7 protein-coding genes, 7 tRNA genes and 1 pseudogene are annotated in these 17,304 nt (G+C 47.6%); all 15 read left to right on the top strand.

What is annotated here, in order from left to right; all coding sequences use genetic code 11:
* Positions 1–98 precede the first annotated feature (98 nt).
* The 15 genes and pseudogenes from GN277_RS26945 to GN277_RS26875 all read left to right on the top strand — a co-directional run bounded on the left by GN277_RS26945 (position 99) and on the right by GN277_RS26875 (position 17,211).
* Positions 99–551, top strand: a complete 453-nt coding sequence (locus GN277_RS26945) for a DUF1700 domain-containing protein (protein ID WP_159756054.1) — start codon at positions 99–101, stop codon at positions 549–551.
* A 637-nt stretch (positions 552–1,188) separates the two neighbouring features.
* Complete coding sequence (locus GN277_RS26940; RefSeq protein WP_159756051.1) at positions 1,189–2,346, top strand: THUMP domain-containing class I SAM-dependent RNA methyltransferase; 1,158 nt, start codon at positions 1,189–1,191, stop codon at positions 2,344–2,346.
* Positions 2,347–2,363: 17 nt separating this feature from the next.
* Entirely contained in the window at positions 2,364–2,978 is a 615-nt protein-coding gene (gene rdgB, locus GN277_RS26935; RefSeq protein ID WP_159756048.1) for an RdgB/HAM1 family non-canonical purine NTP pyrophosphatase, read from the top strand.
* A gap of 16 nt (positions 2,979–2,994) precedes the next feature.
* Positions 2,995–3,475 (top strand): annotated as a pseudogene (locus tag GN277_RS32250) (metallophosphoesterase family protein).
* A 116-nt stretch (positions 3,476–3,591) separates the two neighbouring features.
* A tRNA-Pro gene (locus GN277_RS26925) sits at positions 3,592–3,666 on the top strand.
* A 7-nt stretch (positions 3,667–3,673) separates the two neighbouring features.
* Positions 3,674–3,744: transfer RNA gene (locus GN277_RS26920), tRNA-Gly, on the top strand.
* A gap of 66 nt (positions 3,745–3,810) precedes the next feature.
* A tRNA-Arg gene (locus GN277_RS26915) sits at positions 3,811–3,884 on the top strand.
* A 69-nt stretch (positions 3,885–3,953) separates the two neighbouring features.
* Positions 3,954–4,027: transfer RNA gene (locus GN277_RS26910), tRNA-His, on the top strand.
* A 14-nt stretch (positions 4,028–4,041) separates the two neighbouring features.
* Positions 4,042–4,113 (top strand) — tRNA-Gln (locus GN277_RS26905).
* Positions 4,114–4,118: 5 nt separating this feature from the next.
* A tRNA-Lys gene (locus tag GN277_RS26900) sits at positions 4,119–4,191 on the top strand.
* 44 nt (positions 4,192–4,235) lie between these two features.
* Positions 4,236–4,316, top strand: a tRNA-Leu gene (locus GN277_RS26895).
* Positions 4,317–4,548: 232 nt separating this feature from the next.
* The gene (gene tnpA, locus GN277_RS26890) at positions 4,549–5,004 is read left to right on the top strand and encodes an IS200/IS605 family transposase (RefSeq protein ID WP_159751301.1); all 456 of its coding nucleotides are present in this window, start codon (positions 4,549–4,551) and stop codon (positions 5,002–5,004) included.
* A 193-nt stretch (positions 5,005–5,197) separates the two neighbouring features.
* Positions 5,198–5,926 (top strand): LytR/AlgR family response regulator transcription factor, encoded by a 729-nt coding sequence (locus GN277_RS26885; RefSeq protein ID WP_159756045.1) that lies wholly within the window; start codon positions 5,198–5,200, stop codon positions 5,924–5,926.
* A 161-nt stretch (positions 5,927–6,087) separates the two neighbouring features.
* On the top strand, positions 6,088–7,140 hold the full coding sequence (locus tag GN277_RS26880; RefSeq protein ID WP_159756042.1) for a type IV pilus twitching motility protein PilT: 1,053 nt from the start codon (positions 6,088–6,090) through the stop codon (positions 7,138–7,140).
* A gap of 9 nt (positions 7,141–7,149) precedes the next feature.
* Positions 7,150–17,211, top strand: coding sequence for a prepilin-type N-terminal cleavage/methylation domain-containing protein (locus tag GN277_RS26875; RefSeq protein ID WP_159756039.1), 10,062 nt, complete (start codon positions 7,150–7,152; stop codon positions 17,209–17,211).
* Positions 17,212–17,304: the final 93 nt, after the last annotated feature.

Below are 17,304 nucleotides of genomic sequence, written 5' to 3'. Positions count from 1 at the left end.
ATCAGGTATGTGATATTCTAAGTGCAAGGTTTTTTATGCCCGCAGTAATGGCAAGCATATGAAATAAGTGAAAATAATCTGACTCAGGGGGAATTACCATGACAAAACAAGAATTTTTGGAAAAGATGAGACATGCCTTGGCCAACGACTTGAGCGGTTCTGTGGTACAGGATAATATTAATTATTATGACGGGTATATCAGCGACGAGGTGAGGAAGGGACGAAGGGAGGAGGCTGTGATTGACGAGCTGGGTGACCCGTGGGCGATTGCCAGGACGATTATAGAATCTGTAGAAAATGCAGGTAATGGGCAGGATGGATATACATATGATCCCGTCCAGCGGGGATATGAGAACGGGCAGAACTCCAGAGTGCGTGTGATTGGCGTGAATTCCTGGTGGAAGAAGCTGCTGGTTATCTTAGGGGTATTGGGAATCATTATGCTGGTGGTGGCTGTGGTCGGAGGAATCTTCTCACTTCTTGCGCCTGTCATTGTTCCGCTTCTTATTGTAATGTTTATTGTTCGTCTGATTGGAGGGAGACGGCGATGAAAGAATGTTTGATAATAAAAGTAAAAGAACGATGGGGGAGCCATCGTTCTTTTGAGGGGAGTATAAATAATTAATAAGGGGTTGTAGAAAGTATCCTTTCTACACATCTTAGTATAGTATAGTATGGCTGAAATTGCAAGACAAAATTTTCAAAAAAATAAAAAAAATAATACATAATCTTAGAAGGGTGCGGACATAATAGCCATGTAACAAAAATGATTTAGGAGGAATTGACATGGCTAAGAATTATAGTTCATCTAACAAAAACGCATCTAACCAGAATGCATCTAATCAGAATGCATCCAACCAGAACGCATCCAACCAGAACGCATCTAACAAGAATGCGTCCAACACAACTTCAAAGAACAAGAACTCAAACAGCACAAATTCTAACAGCACAAACTACAGCGATAACTACTAAGAGGGTTTCGCGTACAGTTCTTGGCTGTACCTTTTAGAAATTCAGTCAATGGGCTTAGGAAAGCCTGGGACGATACCTGTGTTAGAGAGAGAAAGAAAAACGAAAAAGTGCGCTGCATAAGAAATCGTCTTATGCGGCGTTCTTTTTATTGACAAGAGATAGGGAAAAAAGTAAGATGGAGAAGTAACAAGTAACAGAAGAAGTTGGAGAAGCCATATGGATAAAATAGAGTTAATCGCACCCTGCCATTTCGGGCTGGAGGCGGTGCTGAAAAGAGAGATTCTGGATTTAGGATATGAGATTGCCAGAGTAGAGGATGGAAGAGTGACTTTTTACGGGGATGCAGAAGCAGTTTGCTATGCCAATATTTTCCTTCGCACAGCGGAGAGAATCCTGTGGAAAGTAGGAAGCTTTCGGGCTGTTACCTTTGAGGAGTTGTTTGAGCGAACGAGAGAGCTGCCCTGGGAGACATTTATTCCCCGAAACGGGAAGTTTTGGGTCACGAAAGCAGCGTCTGTCAAGAGTAAGCTTTTTAGTCCGTCTGATATACAGTCCATTATGAAAAGAGCCATGGTCAGGAGGCTTGCCAATCACTATGGCATAGAGCATTTTCCTGAGGACGGCGCGCCATATCCGGTTCGGGTATTTCTGATGAAGGATGAGGTTACAGTGGGGATTGACACGTCGGGAGTTTCCCTTCACAAACGGGGCTACAGGGAGGTTTCCGGAAAAGCGCCTATTACTGAGACTTTGGCGGCGGCGTTGATTATGCTGACGCCATGGAGGAGGGAGAGGATACTGGTGGACCCCTTCTGTGGAAGCGGTACATTCCCCATTGAGGCGGCGATGATGGCAGCGGATATCGCACCAGGGATGAATCGTTCCTTTACTGCGGAAAAGTGGACGAACCTGATTCCCAAAAGGCTGTGGTATGACGCAGTAGAGGAGGCTGGAGACAGAATCCGTGATAATGTGGAGGTGGATATCCAAGGGTATGATGTGGAACGCTCAGTAATCAGGATTGCCAGACGAAATGCAAAAGAAGCAGGTGTGGAGCATCTGATTCATTTTCAGGAGAGAGACGTTAGAGAGCTGAACCATCCCAAAAAGTTCGGTTTTGTGATTACGAATCCGCCCTACGGGGAACGGTTGGAGGAGAAGGCGGCATTGCCAGAGCTGTATAGGGCCTTCGGAGAAGGCTTTTGTAGGCTTGATTCCTGGTCAGCATACATGATTACTTCTTATGAAGAAGCGGAAAAGTATTTTGGACGGAAGGCAGACAAGAACCGTAAGATTTATAATGGGATGCTGAAAACGTATTTCTATCAGTTTCAGGGTCCAAAACCGCCGAAACGGACGAGGGATGCGGTATAGTGATATAGGAGGAGGACATGGGGAAGAAGATTATTTTTGCCACAGGAAACGAGCATAAGATGGTAGAGATTCGGATGATTCTTGAGGACCTTGGGGCGGAGATTTTTTCACAGCGGGAGGCTGGGATTGAAGCGGAGGTTGTGGAGGATGGGACCACTTTTGAGGAGAATGCTCTGATTAAGGCCACTGAGATTGGGAAGGCGGCGAGGAGATTATCCGGATTTGAGGATGCGGTTGTTCTGGCGGATGATTCTGGATTGGAAATCGACTATCTGAATAAAGAGCCGGGAATTTATTCGGCGCGGTATATGGGGGAGGATACCTCTTATGACATTAAGAACCAGACTCTAATCGACCGTCTATATGGAGTGCCGGATGAACAGCGCACAGCAAGGTTTGTGTGCGCGATTGCGGCTTCATTTCCGGATGGAAGCAGCAAGGTGGTTAGAGGAACTATGGAGGGGATAATTGGATACGAGATTGTGGGGGAAAATGGATTTGGCTATGACCCAATCTTCTTTTTGCCGGAATTTGGATGTACCAGCGCGCAGCTTACGCCTGAGAAGAAGAATGAGCTGAGCCACCGAGGAGAAGGGCTGCGTAAGATGAGGGAGATATTGGAGAAAAGGTAAGGGTGAGAGGGATCTTATGAAAATATTGATTGTTAGCGATACACATAAGTCTCACAGGAATCTTGAGAGGATTCTTAAGGAGGTTCATCCGGTGGATTTGTTGATTCATCTTGGGGATACGGAGGGCGGCGAGGATGATATCGCGGCGCTGGCGGACTGTCCCTCCCATATTGTCAGGGGGAATAATGATTTTTTTTTCTGAGCTTCCCCAGGAGGAGGAGTTTGAGGTTATGGGGCATCATATTTTTATTACCCATGGACATTATTACTATGTGGCTATGAGTGAGGAGAGGCTCAAGGAGGAGGCCCGTGCGCGGGGGGCGGATATTGTGATGTACGGACATACCCATAGGCCGTCTCTGACGCGGGATGTGGATTTGATTACGCTGAATCCGGGAAGTGTGGCATATCCCAGGCAGGAGGGGCGAAGGCCCAGCTACATGGTTATGGAGTTGGATGAGGATGGGAATGTGGAGATTTTGCAGGAGTATTTATAGTATATGAAAAAGTTGACAAAAAATTTAAAAAAATTGTTGACAAGTAATGCATATTCCTATATAATAATTTTTGTGCCACGGAGATAGAATTCAAAGGCATATGAAATGTATAGGAACGGGGTGTGGCTCAGCTTGGCTAGAGCGCCTGGTTTGGGACCAGGAGGTCGCAGGTTCAAATCCTGTCACCCCGATATCCATGCGGGTGTAGTTCAATGGTAGAACACTAGCCTTCCAAGCTAGATACGTGGGTTCGATTCCCATCACCCGCTTTTTTAAAGCCATAAGGCAAAAGTCTTTGGGCTTTAAGAAAGATAGTTCTAGTGAGCTAGTCTTATGAGTCTGTAGCTCAGCTGGATAGAGCAACGGCCTTCTAAGCCGTAGGTCGAGGGTTCGAATCCCCCCAGGCTCGTTAGAACCACAAAATTGAATAAGGTGATACTTAGTTGGACAATGAGTAGTTCGATAAGTAATATATATGGTGGGTATGGTGCAGTTGGTTAGCGCGCCAGATTGTGGTTCTGGATATCATGGGTTCGAGTCCCATTACCCACCCTTTTTTCTTTTATTGGGCTATCGCCAAGCGGTAAGGCACAGGACTTTGACTCCTGCATTCGTTGGTTCGAATCCAACTAGCCCAGGTTATGGGCGTGTAGCTCAGGTGGTAGAGCACTTGACTTTTAATCAAGTTGTCCGGGGTTCGAATCCCCGCACGCTCATGTAAGATGCTATCTTTGGAAGTGATTCCTTAGATAGCATTTATGCGGATGTGGCGGAATTGGCAGACGCGCTAGACTTAGGATCTAGTGGGCTTCCCGTGCAGGTTCAAGTCCTGTCATCCGCATTAGATAATAATGCTCCGAAACCAGCCCGATTGGGGACGGTTTCGGATTTTTTTATCGGCTTTAGCCGGTTGAGTGCGGCGGAGTTTTTCGTGTTCCGAAAAACGGAGGCGTGCGAAACAAAAAACCACCTGCTATGCGGGTGGTGTAGCAAGTGCTTATAGCACAAAAATCACCTTTCCGTTATGATAGAGTTGTTCAAGCTACTACATAACGAAAGGAAAGGTGATTTTTATGGCTAACAAGACGAATAGCATGGCACATACGAAATGGATGTGCAAGTACCATATTGTCTTTACTCCCAAGTATAGACGAAAAGCGATTTATAATCAATACAAAGAAAGTATACGTGACATTATAAAACAGCTCTGCGGATATAAGGGAGTGGAGATTATCGAAGGACATCTGATGCCCGACCATATCCACATGCTGGTAAGTATACCACCCAAGTACAGCGTGTCAAGCTTTATGGGATATCTGAAAGGGAAAAGTGCTCTGATGATATTTGACAAACACGCAAACCTGAAGTACAAATACGGGAACCGGCATTTCTGGGCGGAGGGATATTATGTCAGCACAGTAGGTCTGAACGAGGCAACAATAAAGAAGTATATTCAGGATCAGGAGAAAAGTGACGTTATGCAGGACAAGTTGAGCGTGAAGGAATACGAGGACCCCTTCAAGGGGTAGCCGGTATTACGAACGCCCTTTGAAGGGCGGCGACGAGTCAAGGGCGTAGTGGCTTGAACGAAGTGAAAGCCAGCGTCTTTAGGCGCTGGCCGGTAACAGCGGCTTATAGCCGCAGAGCAAACCACCCGTTTGACGGGTGGTCATGATTTATACAATTTCGTATATACAATTTGGGGTAGGGGAGTGGTGAATATTGTATAAAGTAGCGCTTTGTGATGATGAAGCTGTACATCTGGAAAATCTGAGAGATATGCTGGATATGTACCAGGAGCAGCGGCCGGACTGTGAATTAGAGATAGAGTGTTTTGCAAGTGCAGAGGCTTTACTAATAAGAGTCAGGGAACAGGATTATGAGCCGCATTTACTGCTGCTGGATATATATCTGCAAAAGGAGTTTGGGATTGCAGCGGCGAAGGAGCTGCGCAGCATGGGGAATAAGAGTCAGATTGTTTTTATTACTTCGTCTCAGGACCATGCGCTGGAAGCGTATCGAGTGCAGGCCGCCCAATATTTGGTAAAGCCAGTCAAGGAGGAGGAGTTATTTCAGATATTGGATCGCCTGCTGCAAGAGGAGAGACGGGAGACGCTGCGATATTTGGTGTTGAGGACAGAGGGACGGGTCAGTCGGGTGGCCATTGACCGGATTGTATTCTGTGAGGCACAGGGCAAAAACCAGAAGCTGCATCTTGCAGACGGGGAGGAATTGCTGCTGCATATGACAATGACGGAAATCTTTGGATTGTTGTCAGATTATCCGCAATTTGTGAAGGTTGGGGCTTCATATATTGTGAATCTGGATTGTGTTGTAAGTTTGAATGCACGCAAACTAGTCATTGAGCCAGAGACGAATATCCACCTGCCGCGAGGCTCTTATCAGCCGTTGAAGGAACGGTATTTTAAGTATTATTGTGATGACAGATGAAAGAGACTGCCTGTTTTGGGCGGTCTTTTTTTATGGATTAAACACTCTTTTCAGTGCGAAGTATACCGAAAAAAGTGCGGATTATGTTCTTTTATATTATTATATCGTGCATTTATCTGCTATAATGTTCGCAAAATCGGTCAGAACAGGAGTGATTTCACATGCAGAAGATAGAAGAAATATTAACCCATGCGGCATGGGCACAGGCAAGCGATGTACATATTACCACAGGGATACCGCCAAAGATGCGGCAGAACGGAAGTCTGACGGCGCTTCCTTTTGAGACGCTGACAGCAGAGGATACCATGGAGATTGCGCGAAGTATCATGAGCGATGAACAGATGGGGATATTTGAGGAAAAGGGAGAATATGACATGGCCTTCTCAATTTCCGGTCAGGGGCGTTACCGCGTCAATGTATTTCGACAGCAGGGGAATGTTGCTATGGTGTTTCGGTTGGTGTCAGAGAACATTCCATCTCCGGAAGAGTTGGGAGTACCAGCCTCTATTATAGATTTGTATCAGCGCAAGAGAGGGCTGGTTCTGGTGACCGGACCTACGGGCAGCGGGAAGTCAACGACCTTGGCGGCAATTATTGACAAGGTAAATACCTTTCGGGATGCACACATAATTACACTGGAGGATCCCATCGAGTATATTCACCAGCATAAGATGAGTATGGTGAATCAGCGGGAGATTGGACTGGATACCCAGAGTTATGCCAATGCGCTGCGCGCGGCTCTCCGAGAAGATCCGGACGTCATACTGGTGGGCGAGATGCGCGACTATGAGACCATCAGCGTGGCAGTCACCGCGGCGGAAACAGGGCATCTGGTACTGTCCACCCTTCATACCATTGGTGCGGCAAGTACGATTGACCGTGTAATTGATGTATTTCCGCCCCATCAGCAGCAGCAGATTCGTGTCCAGTTGGCAAATGTACTAGAGGCGGTGATTTCACAGCAGTTGATTCCAAGGGCAGACGGCAGAGGAAGGGTTGCGGCCTTTGAGGTGCTTCATGCGAACCTGGCCATTCGTAATCTGGTCAGAGAGGGGAAGACACACCAGATTGGGAGCATTATGCAGACTAACCGCAGACTGGGTATGATTGCCATGGATGACGCAATCGTTAAATTATACCAAGAGGGAAAGATTACAAGAGAGATGGCGGCGGCATTTGCACAAGAGCCGGATACCATAGAAAGTAAATTGTAAGGTGAATTTATGAGGAAATACAGCAGGAAGGGGTTTACATTAACCGAGCTGGTGGTGGTTCTGGTTATTCTAGCCATCATTGGCGGGATTGCGATTCCGTTTGCTATGAAATATATGAAGCTGGCAGAGTTTCGGGAAAATGAAGCCAACGCCAAAACCATATATCTGGCGGCAGAGTCGGAACTGACCTGGTATCGTACTTCTGGAAAATGGAAAGATTTCCGCAAAGAGGTGGTACGTGAGGGAAAACGTAACGATACATTTGACGATGCCAGGAAGGATAAGTTAAAAGGACGTATTTACGCCATTACCTTAGGCGGTAAAGAGAGCAGGGAAGAAAATGCCGGTTCAGGAGAGCTGGTGCTTAAGCTCTTGGAAGATAATTCCTATGATAAGGATTTCCTGAATGCTTCCATTACCATTGAGCTTGACATAGAGACAGGCCAGGTGTATTCAGCGTTTTATGCGACCCGATGTGACGGCCTGTCATACGACGGAAACGATGATGAGATTCTGAATATCACGGCAGCAGGAGATAACCGCAGCTATGACAACCGCAGAGACAGGCTTCTGGGATATTACTCTGTGGAGGATGTCGCCAATGTAGTGGAGTTAAAACCTGTCAGGCTCAAAGTCACGGCAATCAATCTGGTGAACAGTGAGACGTTGTCTTTGAATTGGTCCAGCAATTCCAGGCATGATAATCTTGATGTAGAGTTCCATATTACATTTTATAAGAAGGAAGGAGATAAGGCAAAGGGAGAGCGGCTGTTTTCCACTGTGATTGACAGGTCAGAGCTTAGAGGAAAAGGATTGGGGAAAGACGGAAATACCATGGTGCATCTGAAGCTGGAAGGACAGGAGGATGCAGGGACAGGGAAAAACAAAGACCTTGGCGAATGGGCATTTCCCCTTACATATCAGGAAACAGGACAGAACGGAAGATTTTCATTGGTGCTTGACGGTATGATGTCAGCAAAGCTTATGGAGAGTCTAAAAGCAGAAACGCCGGACACTCAGGGTGTGGGAGATGACGGCCTGGCTCTGCTTAGAGAGTACAGCACCAGTATCACAAGATATGCAGGGCTGTCAAAGGCTGGAAGCGAGATACCAGAGCTTGCGCAGTTGGCCCGTCCTCAGGATATTTGTGCAGAGATAAAAGTGCAGCCAACCTACCGAAATATGGACCTGGACGCCAGGGAGTATCATGCAAGCAGCCCTGTGACCTCCAATGTGGAGAATACCATGTTTGCAAGTGTAGCGAAGACGGAGGGAGGCAGTCTGGAGGCAAAGGTCACCCGATTCCGTCACCTGTCAAATATACGATACTGCGGTGAAGAAGCAATATTTAGGCTGGACAGCCGGAATATGGACTGGACGGCAGCCGGAACCGGATTGTTTGATCTGGAAGAATTAAACTCTGTGGGCGGTGACGTCAGGTCAGTACAGACTATACGGTGGAAGCAGGTCAACAGTCAAGAGGATGGAAAAGTACTGGATTTCCCGTCCATAGGAGTACTCGGTAAAGGACAGACGCTGGTAGGAAGCAAAGCCGGAGCCCTTTTGTCAAATCTAAAGCTAGGCTCTGAATCCGTAGCAGGCGACGATGTAATCAACAAGATTTATAAAGACGCCGGCCAGGAGAAGCCCTATGCAGAATATCTGGGAGTTTTCTGTGAGGTAGAGGGAAGTGTCAGCGGGCTAACCCTGAAAGATCCTGTGCTCAGCCTGGATGATACGAAAGAAAAAGGAGGGAAGCTTTTGCATTTGTCCGGAGTGGGAATCCTCTGCGGCAGAAGCGAAGGAAGCCTTACAGACATTACGGTTCAAACTGGGAAGAAGAATCAGAAGACGGTAGAGGTACTCCTTGGGGATCGAAATGAGAGTAGTGAGGCAGTCCGCGATGGGGATGAGAAAATAGCAGACAGCAAGAGGAAGGCCTGCGGAATTGGCGGCATTGTCGGTGTTCTTGCGAAGAAGGAGGCCGATGGCTCCTGGTCAGCTTTAACCGGTTCGGGGACGGGAGATTCCATACCCCAGATAAGCGGGCTTGAGATGAATGGCTCTGTAACAGGCCGGCTTCCAAAGCCGGAGGCTGTCAATGACGGTACAAACGTGGAAGATGAGGCAAAGCTTTATTTTTACGGGATTGGCGGAATTTTCGGCTATGGCCATCTGAGGGGCGGTGTGAAAGCAGAAGCATGTGAGAACCATGCAGACATAAAAGGTAATCTTTTTACAGGCGGGATTGGCGGGCATCTGGACGGAAGTTACCAACCGTCCGATTCTTCGGGGAGCGCGGAGTTGAAAGACTCAAGCAGCGACGGTCTGGTAATGTGCAGCTCTACCACAAATCAGCCGCAGGAAATGGAAGGGCGGTATTTCGGAGGAATCCTGGGATACGGAAATAATTGCCGGATTGATACTTCCTACAGCGCTTCCGGCCGTTTAGCCAGTGAACGCTACGATATCAGTAAGAGAGACGAGATGCTTCTGGGTAAGTATGTGGGCGGAATAATCGGTTATGGAAACAGCAGCCAGATTGTGGGATGCAGTACGAAGAAGGGAGGATATATCCTGGGTTCTGACTTTGTAGGAGGGATTGCAGGTGGATTTTCCAATGATCTTCGGTATGCCATCAAAGGAAATGAGTCCATCACTATGACGACCAATGCCAGCTATATTATTGGGAATAACTATGTGGGCGGTATTGTGGGAAAGAATGAGGGAGAGCAGGACGCGTCTTCTACAATGCAAAACTGTGTCAACCAGGGAGTGGCGGCCGGATACGGACGTTATATCGGAGGAATCGTCGGGTATAACGGTCAGTACGGAGTTTTGGAGGACTGTGCAAGCTATCTGTCTGACTATGATCAGTCAGTCTACCGTATGGTAACAAAGACCTGGGAAGCGAACACGGGCGACTGTGTGGGCGGAATGGCAGGCTATAATGACGGAAAGATTTATTTTAGTGATTCCGGCAGCGTTACGGTGAAGTCGGTTGCCAGCCTGGTGGTCGGCAGACATTTTGTGGGAGGCATGATAGGGTTTAACGATATACACGGGAATGTGGGCGAGGATTTAAGTGAGAACTACACCCTGATTGGAGGACGCATTCACGGCTTTGGAAATGCCGTAGGCGGCTGCATCGGACTGAACGCATCAGCAGGGCTTTTGAAAAACGAGTTAGAGGTAAAGCCAACCAGCGTCACAGGAACATACTATGTGGGCGGATGTATCGGCGCGAACGTGGTAGATATGATTGACCACACGACTGAGTACATACAGCCAGAGTCGGATATCCAAATGGACGGCTTTCGGACGGATAACCGCCTTGGCAGTATCACGGGAGACGCCTTTGTGGGAGGCGTGATTGGATATCACAGAACCTATAGCCAGGGGCAGTTGGGAGGTATGACCATCCATGATTATCTGCTGGCAACCGTATGCGGTATTGATGGGGAAGATAATCTTATTCCGGTACTTCCAGAGATAAATGAAGATGGCATGGGGAAAAATCTTCCTGCCAATGTTCTGGAGTCTGATAATCCTTATGGCCTGACCGTGTCTATGGACGGCAGAACGAATAATAATGTCCCGATTAAGTCCTGGCTTTATACAGGAGGGGTGACGGGCTATTGTGAGAAGAACAGCCGATTGGTTCTTAAAAACTGTATAAATGCAGGAAATATTACCAAAAACTCTGGGTCAGACAGTGGGCTGGCAGAAGGCGTCTCTTTGAAGGCTTATCTGATGTACAAGGGTATGGATTCTGCCGCCTCAGAGCTTGAACGGGATGAGCAGGTGTCCATGGCAGGCGGAATCATCAGCGTCAATCAGGAAAATCAGATTATTGATTACTGCTCCAATTCCGGAAGTATGAACGGATTCGTGGGGCTTGGCGGTATCGTAAGTTTTAATTCAGGCGGCATTTTTAACTGCGAGCTGTCTGATAACTTTGGAAATGCAGGGCTTGACTATATCGGGGGAATTGCGGGTCTGAACGTTGGGGGAGCCGGTGGGGCGGTAAGAACATATACCGATGTAAACGGACGTATTTGGAGAGACTACGCCTTCGGAACCATTGCGAACTGCAGCACCCGCCCAGGAAGAACGATTGCCGGAAACAGCTATGTGGGAGGAATTGTTGGTTATAATATGCTAGACGGTGTTGTGAAGGATAATTACAGCAGGGCGAATGTAACCGCAGCAGGAGATTATGCCGGAGGAATCGCCGGATACAATGAAGGAAAGATACAGGCAGCAGAGGATGACTTTACAGGCAGCCGCAGCATTATTGGAACCGGAGGCGAAGGAGTCGGCGGAATTGCTGGTGTGAATAAGAAAGAGGTAGAGGTTCTATCCCTGGCGCCATGGGCGGCAGACGAAGTGGTAGCCGTTAATTTTGGAGTAAGCGTCACTGGGCGCAGTAAAGTGGGCGGAATTGTGGGAATCAATGCAGGCAGTATACGCTCGGTGTCATTGGATGGCGGGAACGAAGGGTATCTGGTTTGCGGGGCAGGAAGAGTCCATGCGCTTAACGGGTATGCCGGAGGAATTGCAGGAGAAGCGCAGGGAGATATCAGAAGGGCAATAAACCGCAGCGGAGAGGTAACAGCAAGCCGCGGTCCTGCAGGCGGAATAGTAGCAGTAAACCAAGCTGGCGTTGGGCTTTCGGACTGCGAAAATCAGGGCAGCGTAACGAGTGACCAGGGATATGCCGGAGGAATTGCGGCGGAGAATTATGGGACGATTGCAGGTTGTTCGGTGGGATACGCAGGAGCAAATCCGAAGACTGTTGCCCTCACAAGTCGGGGAACCGAGGAAATTGGTGCTGTATGCGCAGTAAACCATGGAAGCGCAATGATTCAGGACAGTACATTGTATGATAATGTGACTTTGAATGGGGAAGCGCAAACTGCCGGAGGAATCGCCGGAGTGAACCGAGGAATGATTGGGGGGATGACAGCTTCAGGACCAGGAACCGCAACAGAAGATATTACGAGTATGCCCCAGATTAAACTGTCTTCCGGAAATCTCACCATAGGAAGTGTGGCAGGACAAAACCAGGAGGGAGGAATTATTTCTGGTATCAAAGCCCAGGGCTTGAAGTTTGAGGGCTTCTACAATTATAAGTATCTGGGAGGAATCGCCGGAGAGAATCAGCAGGGCGCAGCCGTTTTGAACTGTATTTTCTCAGAGGGATCGATGAAAGAAACGGCTGACAGTACTGCGGCAGGAAATTGTTACGGAGGAATTGTTGGGGATAATTACGGAAAACTTGACAACTGTAAGGTAGAAGATTTTGCCTTTAGTATTACTGGAATCTATACAGCTACAAGTACCAGCTCGGCAAAAGAAAAGGAGGCGCTGTCCTCCCATGTGGGCGGTATTGCCGGAAAGAATGGAAATTCAGGTGAAATTACAGGCTGCGTGATTGGAGGAAAGAGTAACGAAATACGTACTGGCAGCGGTATGGCTGGCGGTATTGCCGGATACAATGGAGGAAGTATTGAGATGTCCGGTGACGAGACGGCAGCAGGGTTGATGCTTTCGGAGACAGGCAGAGTGGGAAATGTACAAGAGCTGGCGGACGCTGCACAGGCGAGTAATATTTCCGCAGATTCTCAGTATGTGGAATGGAACGGTGGAAATAATGTATCCATAGAAACTTTAAAGTATAACGGGACACAGAACAAGGTAAGTTCAGGAAGAAAGTTATCCCTGATTATGTCAACCAACGGCAATGTGGGTGGAATTACAGCCTACAATACAGGAGGCGTCGATTACTGTGCAACAGGAGACTGGTATCTGAATAACAAATCCAATGCCATCGGAGTGGGAACCGGAGGCATAATCGGAATGAACGAATCAGGGCAGGACTTGTCGTTTCTGCTGAACCAGGCGTTCGTAGGGCGTGAGCTTGCGTCTGGGGCTACAGACCGTTTCGCCGGAGGAATTATTGGAAACCAGAACAATACAACCTTAAGCGGCTGGAAGCTAGAAAATTGTGTTAATTACGGAACCATTTACTGTCTGAGGACGCACTATTCAGGAGGAATTTTAGGACAGTGGACCGGAACCGGAGGCACCATAGAAAACTGTCAGAATTACGGCAATTTGCAGACCACCTTTCAGCAGGGATGGTTAGGCGCAGCAGGCGGTATCGTGGCCCAGCTCTACCATGCCTATGAGGAGAATGAATACAATATTATTAGCTGCAAGAATTTTGGAAATATTTATGGAAGGACTGGAAAAGATAGTGCAAACTGTGCCAACGACAGCGCGGGAATCCTGGGAAATGTCACGGCATATAAGACGAATAATGCACAAAACGGACAGAGCTATCGGATTCAAGTATTGGATTGTGTCAACGGACCAGGCGTTGAGGTTTATTCATCTTCCATGGCATCCGGTGTTGTGGGCTTCTTCTCCTGCTCAGACGGGCCTGATTACAATCCCATTGTGAGTTCCACGGGAAATATAAGCCTGCGCATTGAGAGATGCCGGAATTATGCGGCAGTTTTGAACGGAGTCCAGTTTGTAGGAGGTATTTTTGGGGAACGTTACGGTACAACAGGCTCACAGAATACGATTCTGCGGGATTGTTATTCGGTGGATATTGCTGGATATAATAAAGCGAATTACCCTGTAATTTCCTATGTAAATACTGCCAATAGAAATAATGCGGGACAAATTCATGCTGAAGAGAATTATTACCTAAATGGAAGAACGGGCAGCAACAGTTATTTATTTAATAACGGAAAAAGAAATACTATACCAGATATTTCCAATGATTTAAAACGGGCGGCAACCAATGTTCTCCACTATATTACAAAGGATGGCAGGCAGTATTATGCATATCTTGAGGCAGGTAAGTCTGTTTCTGTGGATAAACTTAAGGTTTTGGAGGATGGAAGCCTCCTTGACGAAGGGAACCAATGGGTAGGACGTATCTTGTTCGAGATTGACGGAACCGCGGATGGCGTTCAGTATGACGGAATTAATAAAGTGGTAAATGCAGGCAGTAATTTTGATACACATGTGAGAAATTCCTTCTATATTAAAGAAACAGGCGGAAACCTGTCCCAGATGCCGAAACCGGAACGAGTCGAGCTTAAGATGAATGAGAGTAAGCTGCATATACAGGTGACGCCGGCAGCCGGAACAGACCCGTTTCAGTATATCGGAGCATTATATAGAGTGAATGAGGATGGAAGCGAGACCCTTGTGAAAGACAGGATTGAATTTTTCTCTGAGGAGTTTGATTTAGACTTGACAGAGCAGGAAATCCGAAAAGGAAGTACGCTTAGAATGAAGCTTCGGGCGTACAGTATGGACCCAAGGATTCTTCCGTCAGAGGAGGTAATCGGGGATGTGGCGTTTGGCAGGCTTTTGCCTGAGCCCCAAATACGGATTGAGCTTACAAAGCAGGAGAATGGACCGGCTGATTATCAATACCGTTTTAAACTGGTTAATGCAGAAGATTACACCCAGGAAGAAAATTATCGAATAGCTGTGAAATTCATGGATCAGCCGGTTGCAGTTCTTACCAGGCCAGATTCGGAGGGATATCTGATACCAGAAGGAAATGGCGAGCTTGTGTTCACCCAGGAATTACAGCAATTACTGATTCAGGCAGTATCAGGGAACACAGAGGTTTTGGATTCCAATAAGGTTCCGATTCCGGCATATATGCCCAGATATCGGCCGTCGATTGCTCTCTTTGAGCAGAACCAGAAGCCAAGAGTAACCTGTACGGTTTCCGGAGAGAGCGTAACAGATCTGGGAATCACGGTAACCTTGGATACATCGGCTTCGGGCAATGTGACGACTCCGCCTGTATATCGGGCAGAACTTATGGGAACCTGGGGTGAAGGTAACGACGAGAAAGAGAAAAATGCTGTGCTTGCCAGCCAGGATATGCTGACAGCGCCAAACGGCAAGGCTGTGGCGAGCTTTAATCTGCCGGAGTATATATTCATGGCAAAGGATTTGAGGGTTAGAGTATGGTATATACAATCTGGCTTAGGTCCGGTATATACATACCGGTTGGCCCAGGAGCAGGACGCTAATATTTATACAATCCAGGATGTGGAAAAACAGAACGTGGATGGTGTGGAGACATTTGTTCCAGTATGGGAGTATGGAAACAGTCCGGCGCTGGATGGAAACGACAATGGCTATTTTGCAGAATACAGATGGACTTCAGGCAAATTATTTGACTGGATTACCCCTCCCCCTCATCTGATGGAGGAAACGGAGCTTGAGCCGGAATACGACGAGCAGCAGCAATTACAGTATACCTTCCGGTGGGATCAGGGTGACGGTGAGTATCAGGCTGGAAATCGTTATGTGGTATCCCTGACTGGAATCAACGGGGAAAGCAAGGTGTCCATCTTAACAGAACAGGAGATGACGGGAAATGAGCTGACAAAGGTTGCGGAGGAATGGACATATGACTATGTAGAGCTTACCGTTACCCGTAAGGGCGACGCATCCGGCACGCAGCAGACTATTGGACTGACTTCGACAAAGATTTATCAGGTGAAACAGCGTCTGAAACAACCTGAACAGCCGTATGTAGTGAATACGAATGCTGACGAGTTGTTCTATACGGCAGAATGGGCGCCGATTAAGACGGACGGAGTGCGGGATGAGACAGGATGTGTATCCTATGGTATATATTTACGGTGTTATGAAGAACAGGACGGAGTTCTGACGCCAGGCGAGCCTGTACTCCTGAATCCGGATGAACCGGTACTGGCGGATGGCAGCATTGACATTTACCGTAAGGAGTTGAACCTTGAAGAATATGCAGGACAGAGGGTGCTAATCTATATTGTGGCTCAGGCGGCGCAGGACAGTACGCAGTATGTCAACAGTGTGGAGGGAATTACGTACGACTTAACAATTCCCCAGCGGATAAAAGAACCTGAGGTAACCTGGGAGATGGGATGGGAATATGACCGAACCCTCCCTGTGTCTGTGGAGGAATTCCAGGCAGAGGATGAATTAAGGGAAGGAAAGCTAACCGTAAAGATTACGCCAATGCCGGACAGTATTCCCACAGGCGACAGTAGTTATCTGTTCAAGGGATATGTGTTTGATAGTCCGGAACTGGCAGAGGCATCGAAGCCAGATATTGAAGCCGGAAAGGTAACGGGGGTAGCTGGATTGTTGGCGACTTATCCTGTGGCAGACGGGGAGAAGCTGACGCCAGTTGCCATGGAGGCTGACAGCAACAACACCTACAGCGGTACGATTCGGGGACTGTCGGCGCAGCACGCGGGCAAATGGCTGCTGCTTTATACCAGAATATCCTCCGGAAACGGACAGATTAGTTCTAAGTGGACGGCGAGTGAGATTGTGCGTCTTCCCTATGTAAGACTGGATCAGCCAGAGGTGTCTGTTGCTAATCTGGAAAGAGAGATTACTTTGGAGGCCGGTTCTAACCCAGACCTTCTTGGAACGGAAACCTGGAAATCCAGCCGGATTGCTCTGGATTGGCAGAATGTGGAGTGGGCGGATTCCTACTATATTACATTGCAGCCAAGGACAATGAATCCGGACACAGATGGAATAGAGGTTTCTGAGGAGCAGACCTATCGAATTGTGGAGGAAGCAGACGAGACGGCGCTTGATACAGGAAATAGGAGAGTGACTGTCTACAGGAAGACCATAGTATTTGATGAACAGCAGGGCAAGGATGTGGAATACTGGGAGCCTGTAAATGCAGAAGAAGACCAGCCCCTTGTGTTTGCGTTAGAGGACTATTGGGCGAAGGACGAGAACGGAGTTTATACGGAGGCTGAGATTCCATACGCCTACAGAGTGACATTAAGTACCCGCCTTGAGGTAGAATGGGATGGGCAAAATGGGTTTAAGTATACGCTAATTCTGCCGGATGCGGAAAACCTGACCACATTAAATGGCACGGTGCTCACTGATGTTGGACTTAATATTACAGAGAGAGTTCTTTTGTCCGCAGATGTGGCGGTAAATACGCCGGATGGTGTGAGTCAAAGCGAAGCTTATACGAATTCAGGAGATCTTGAAGTGTTATTTTAATTATACCCTAAGGGCGCCCATTGGGATGTGCCCTTGGGTGAGCATTACTTCTATAAACTAATATATCGGAATGAATGCAAAAAAGTATGAAGG

It is taken from the genome of Sporofaciens musculi (genome assembly GCF_009830285.1).
Lineage (GTDB): Bacteria > Bacillota > Clostridia > Lachnospirales > Lachnospiraceae > Sporofaciens > Sporofaciens musculi.
This window is presented reverse-complemented; position numbering and strand designations above follow the sequence as displayed.

Coding starts and splice junctions, on each gene's coding strand:
- GN277_RS26945 (WP_159756054.1), top strand. CDS start 99: ATGACAAAACAAGAATTTTTGGAAAAGATGAGACATGCCTTGGCCAAC.
- GN277_RS26940 (WP_159756051.1), top strand. CDS start 1,189: ATGGATAAAATAGAGTTAATCGCACCCTGCCATTTCGGGCTGGAGGCG.
- rdgB (WP_159756048.1), top strand. CDS start 2,364: ATGGGGAAGAAGATTATTTTTGCCACAGGAAACGAGCATAAGATGGTA.
- tnpA (WP_159751301.1), top strand. CDS start 4,549: ATGGCTAACAAGACGAATAGCATGGCACATACGAAATGGATGTGCAAG.
- GN277_RS26880 (WP_159756042.1), top strand. CDS start 6,088: ATGCAGAAGATAGAAGAAATATTAACCCATGCGGCATGGGCACAGGCA.
- GN277_RS26875 (WP_159756039.1), top strand. CDS start 7,150: ATGAGGAAATACAGCAGGAAGGGGTTTACATTAACCGAGCTGGTGGTG.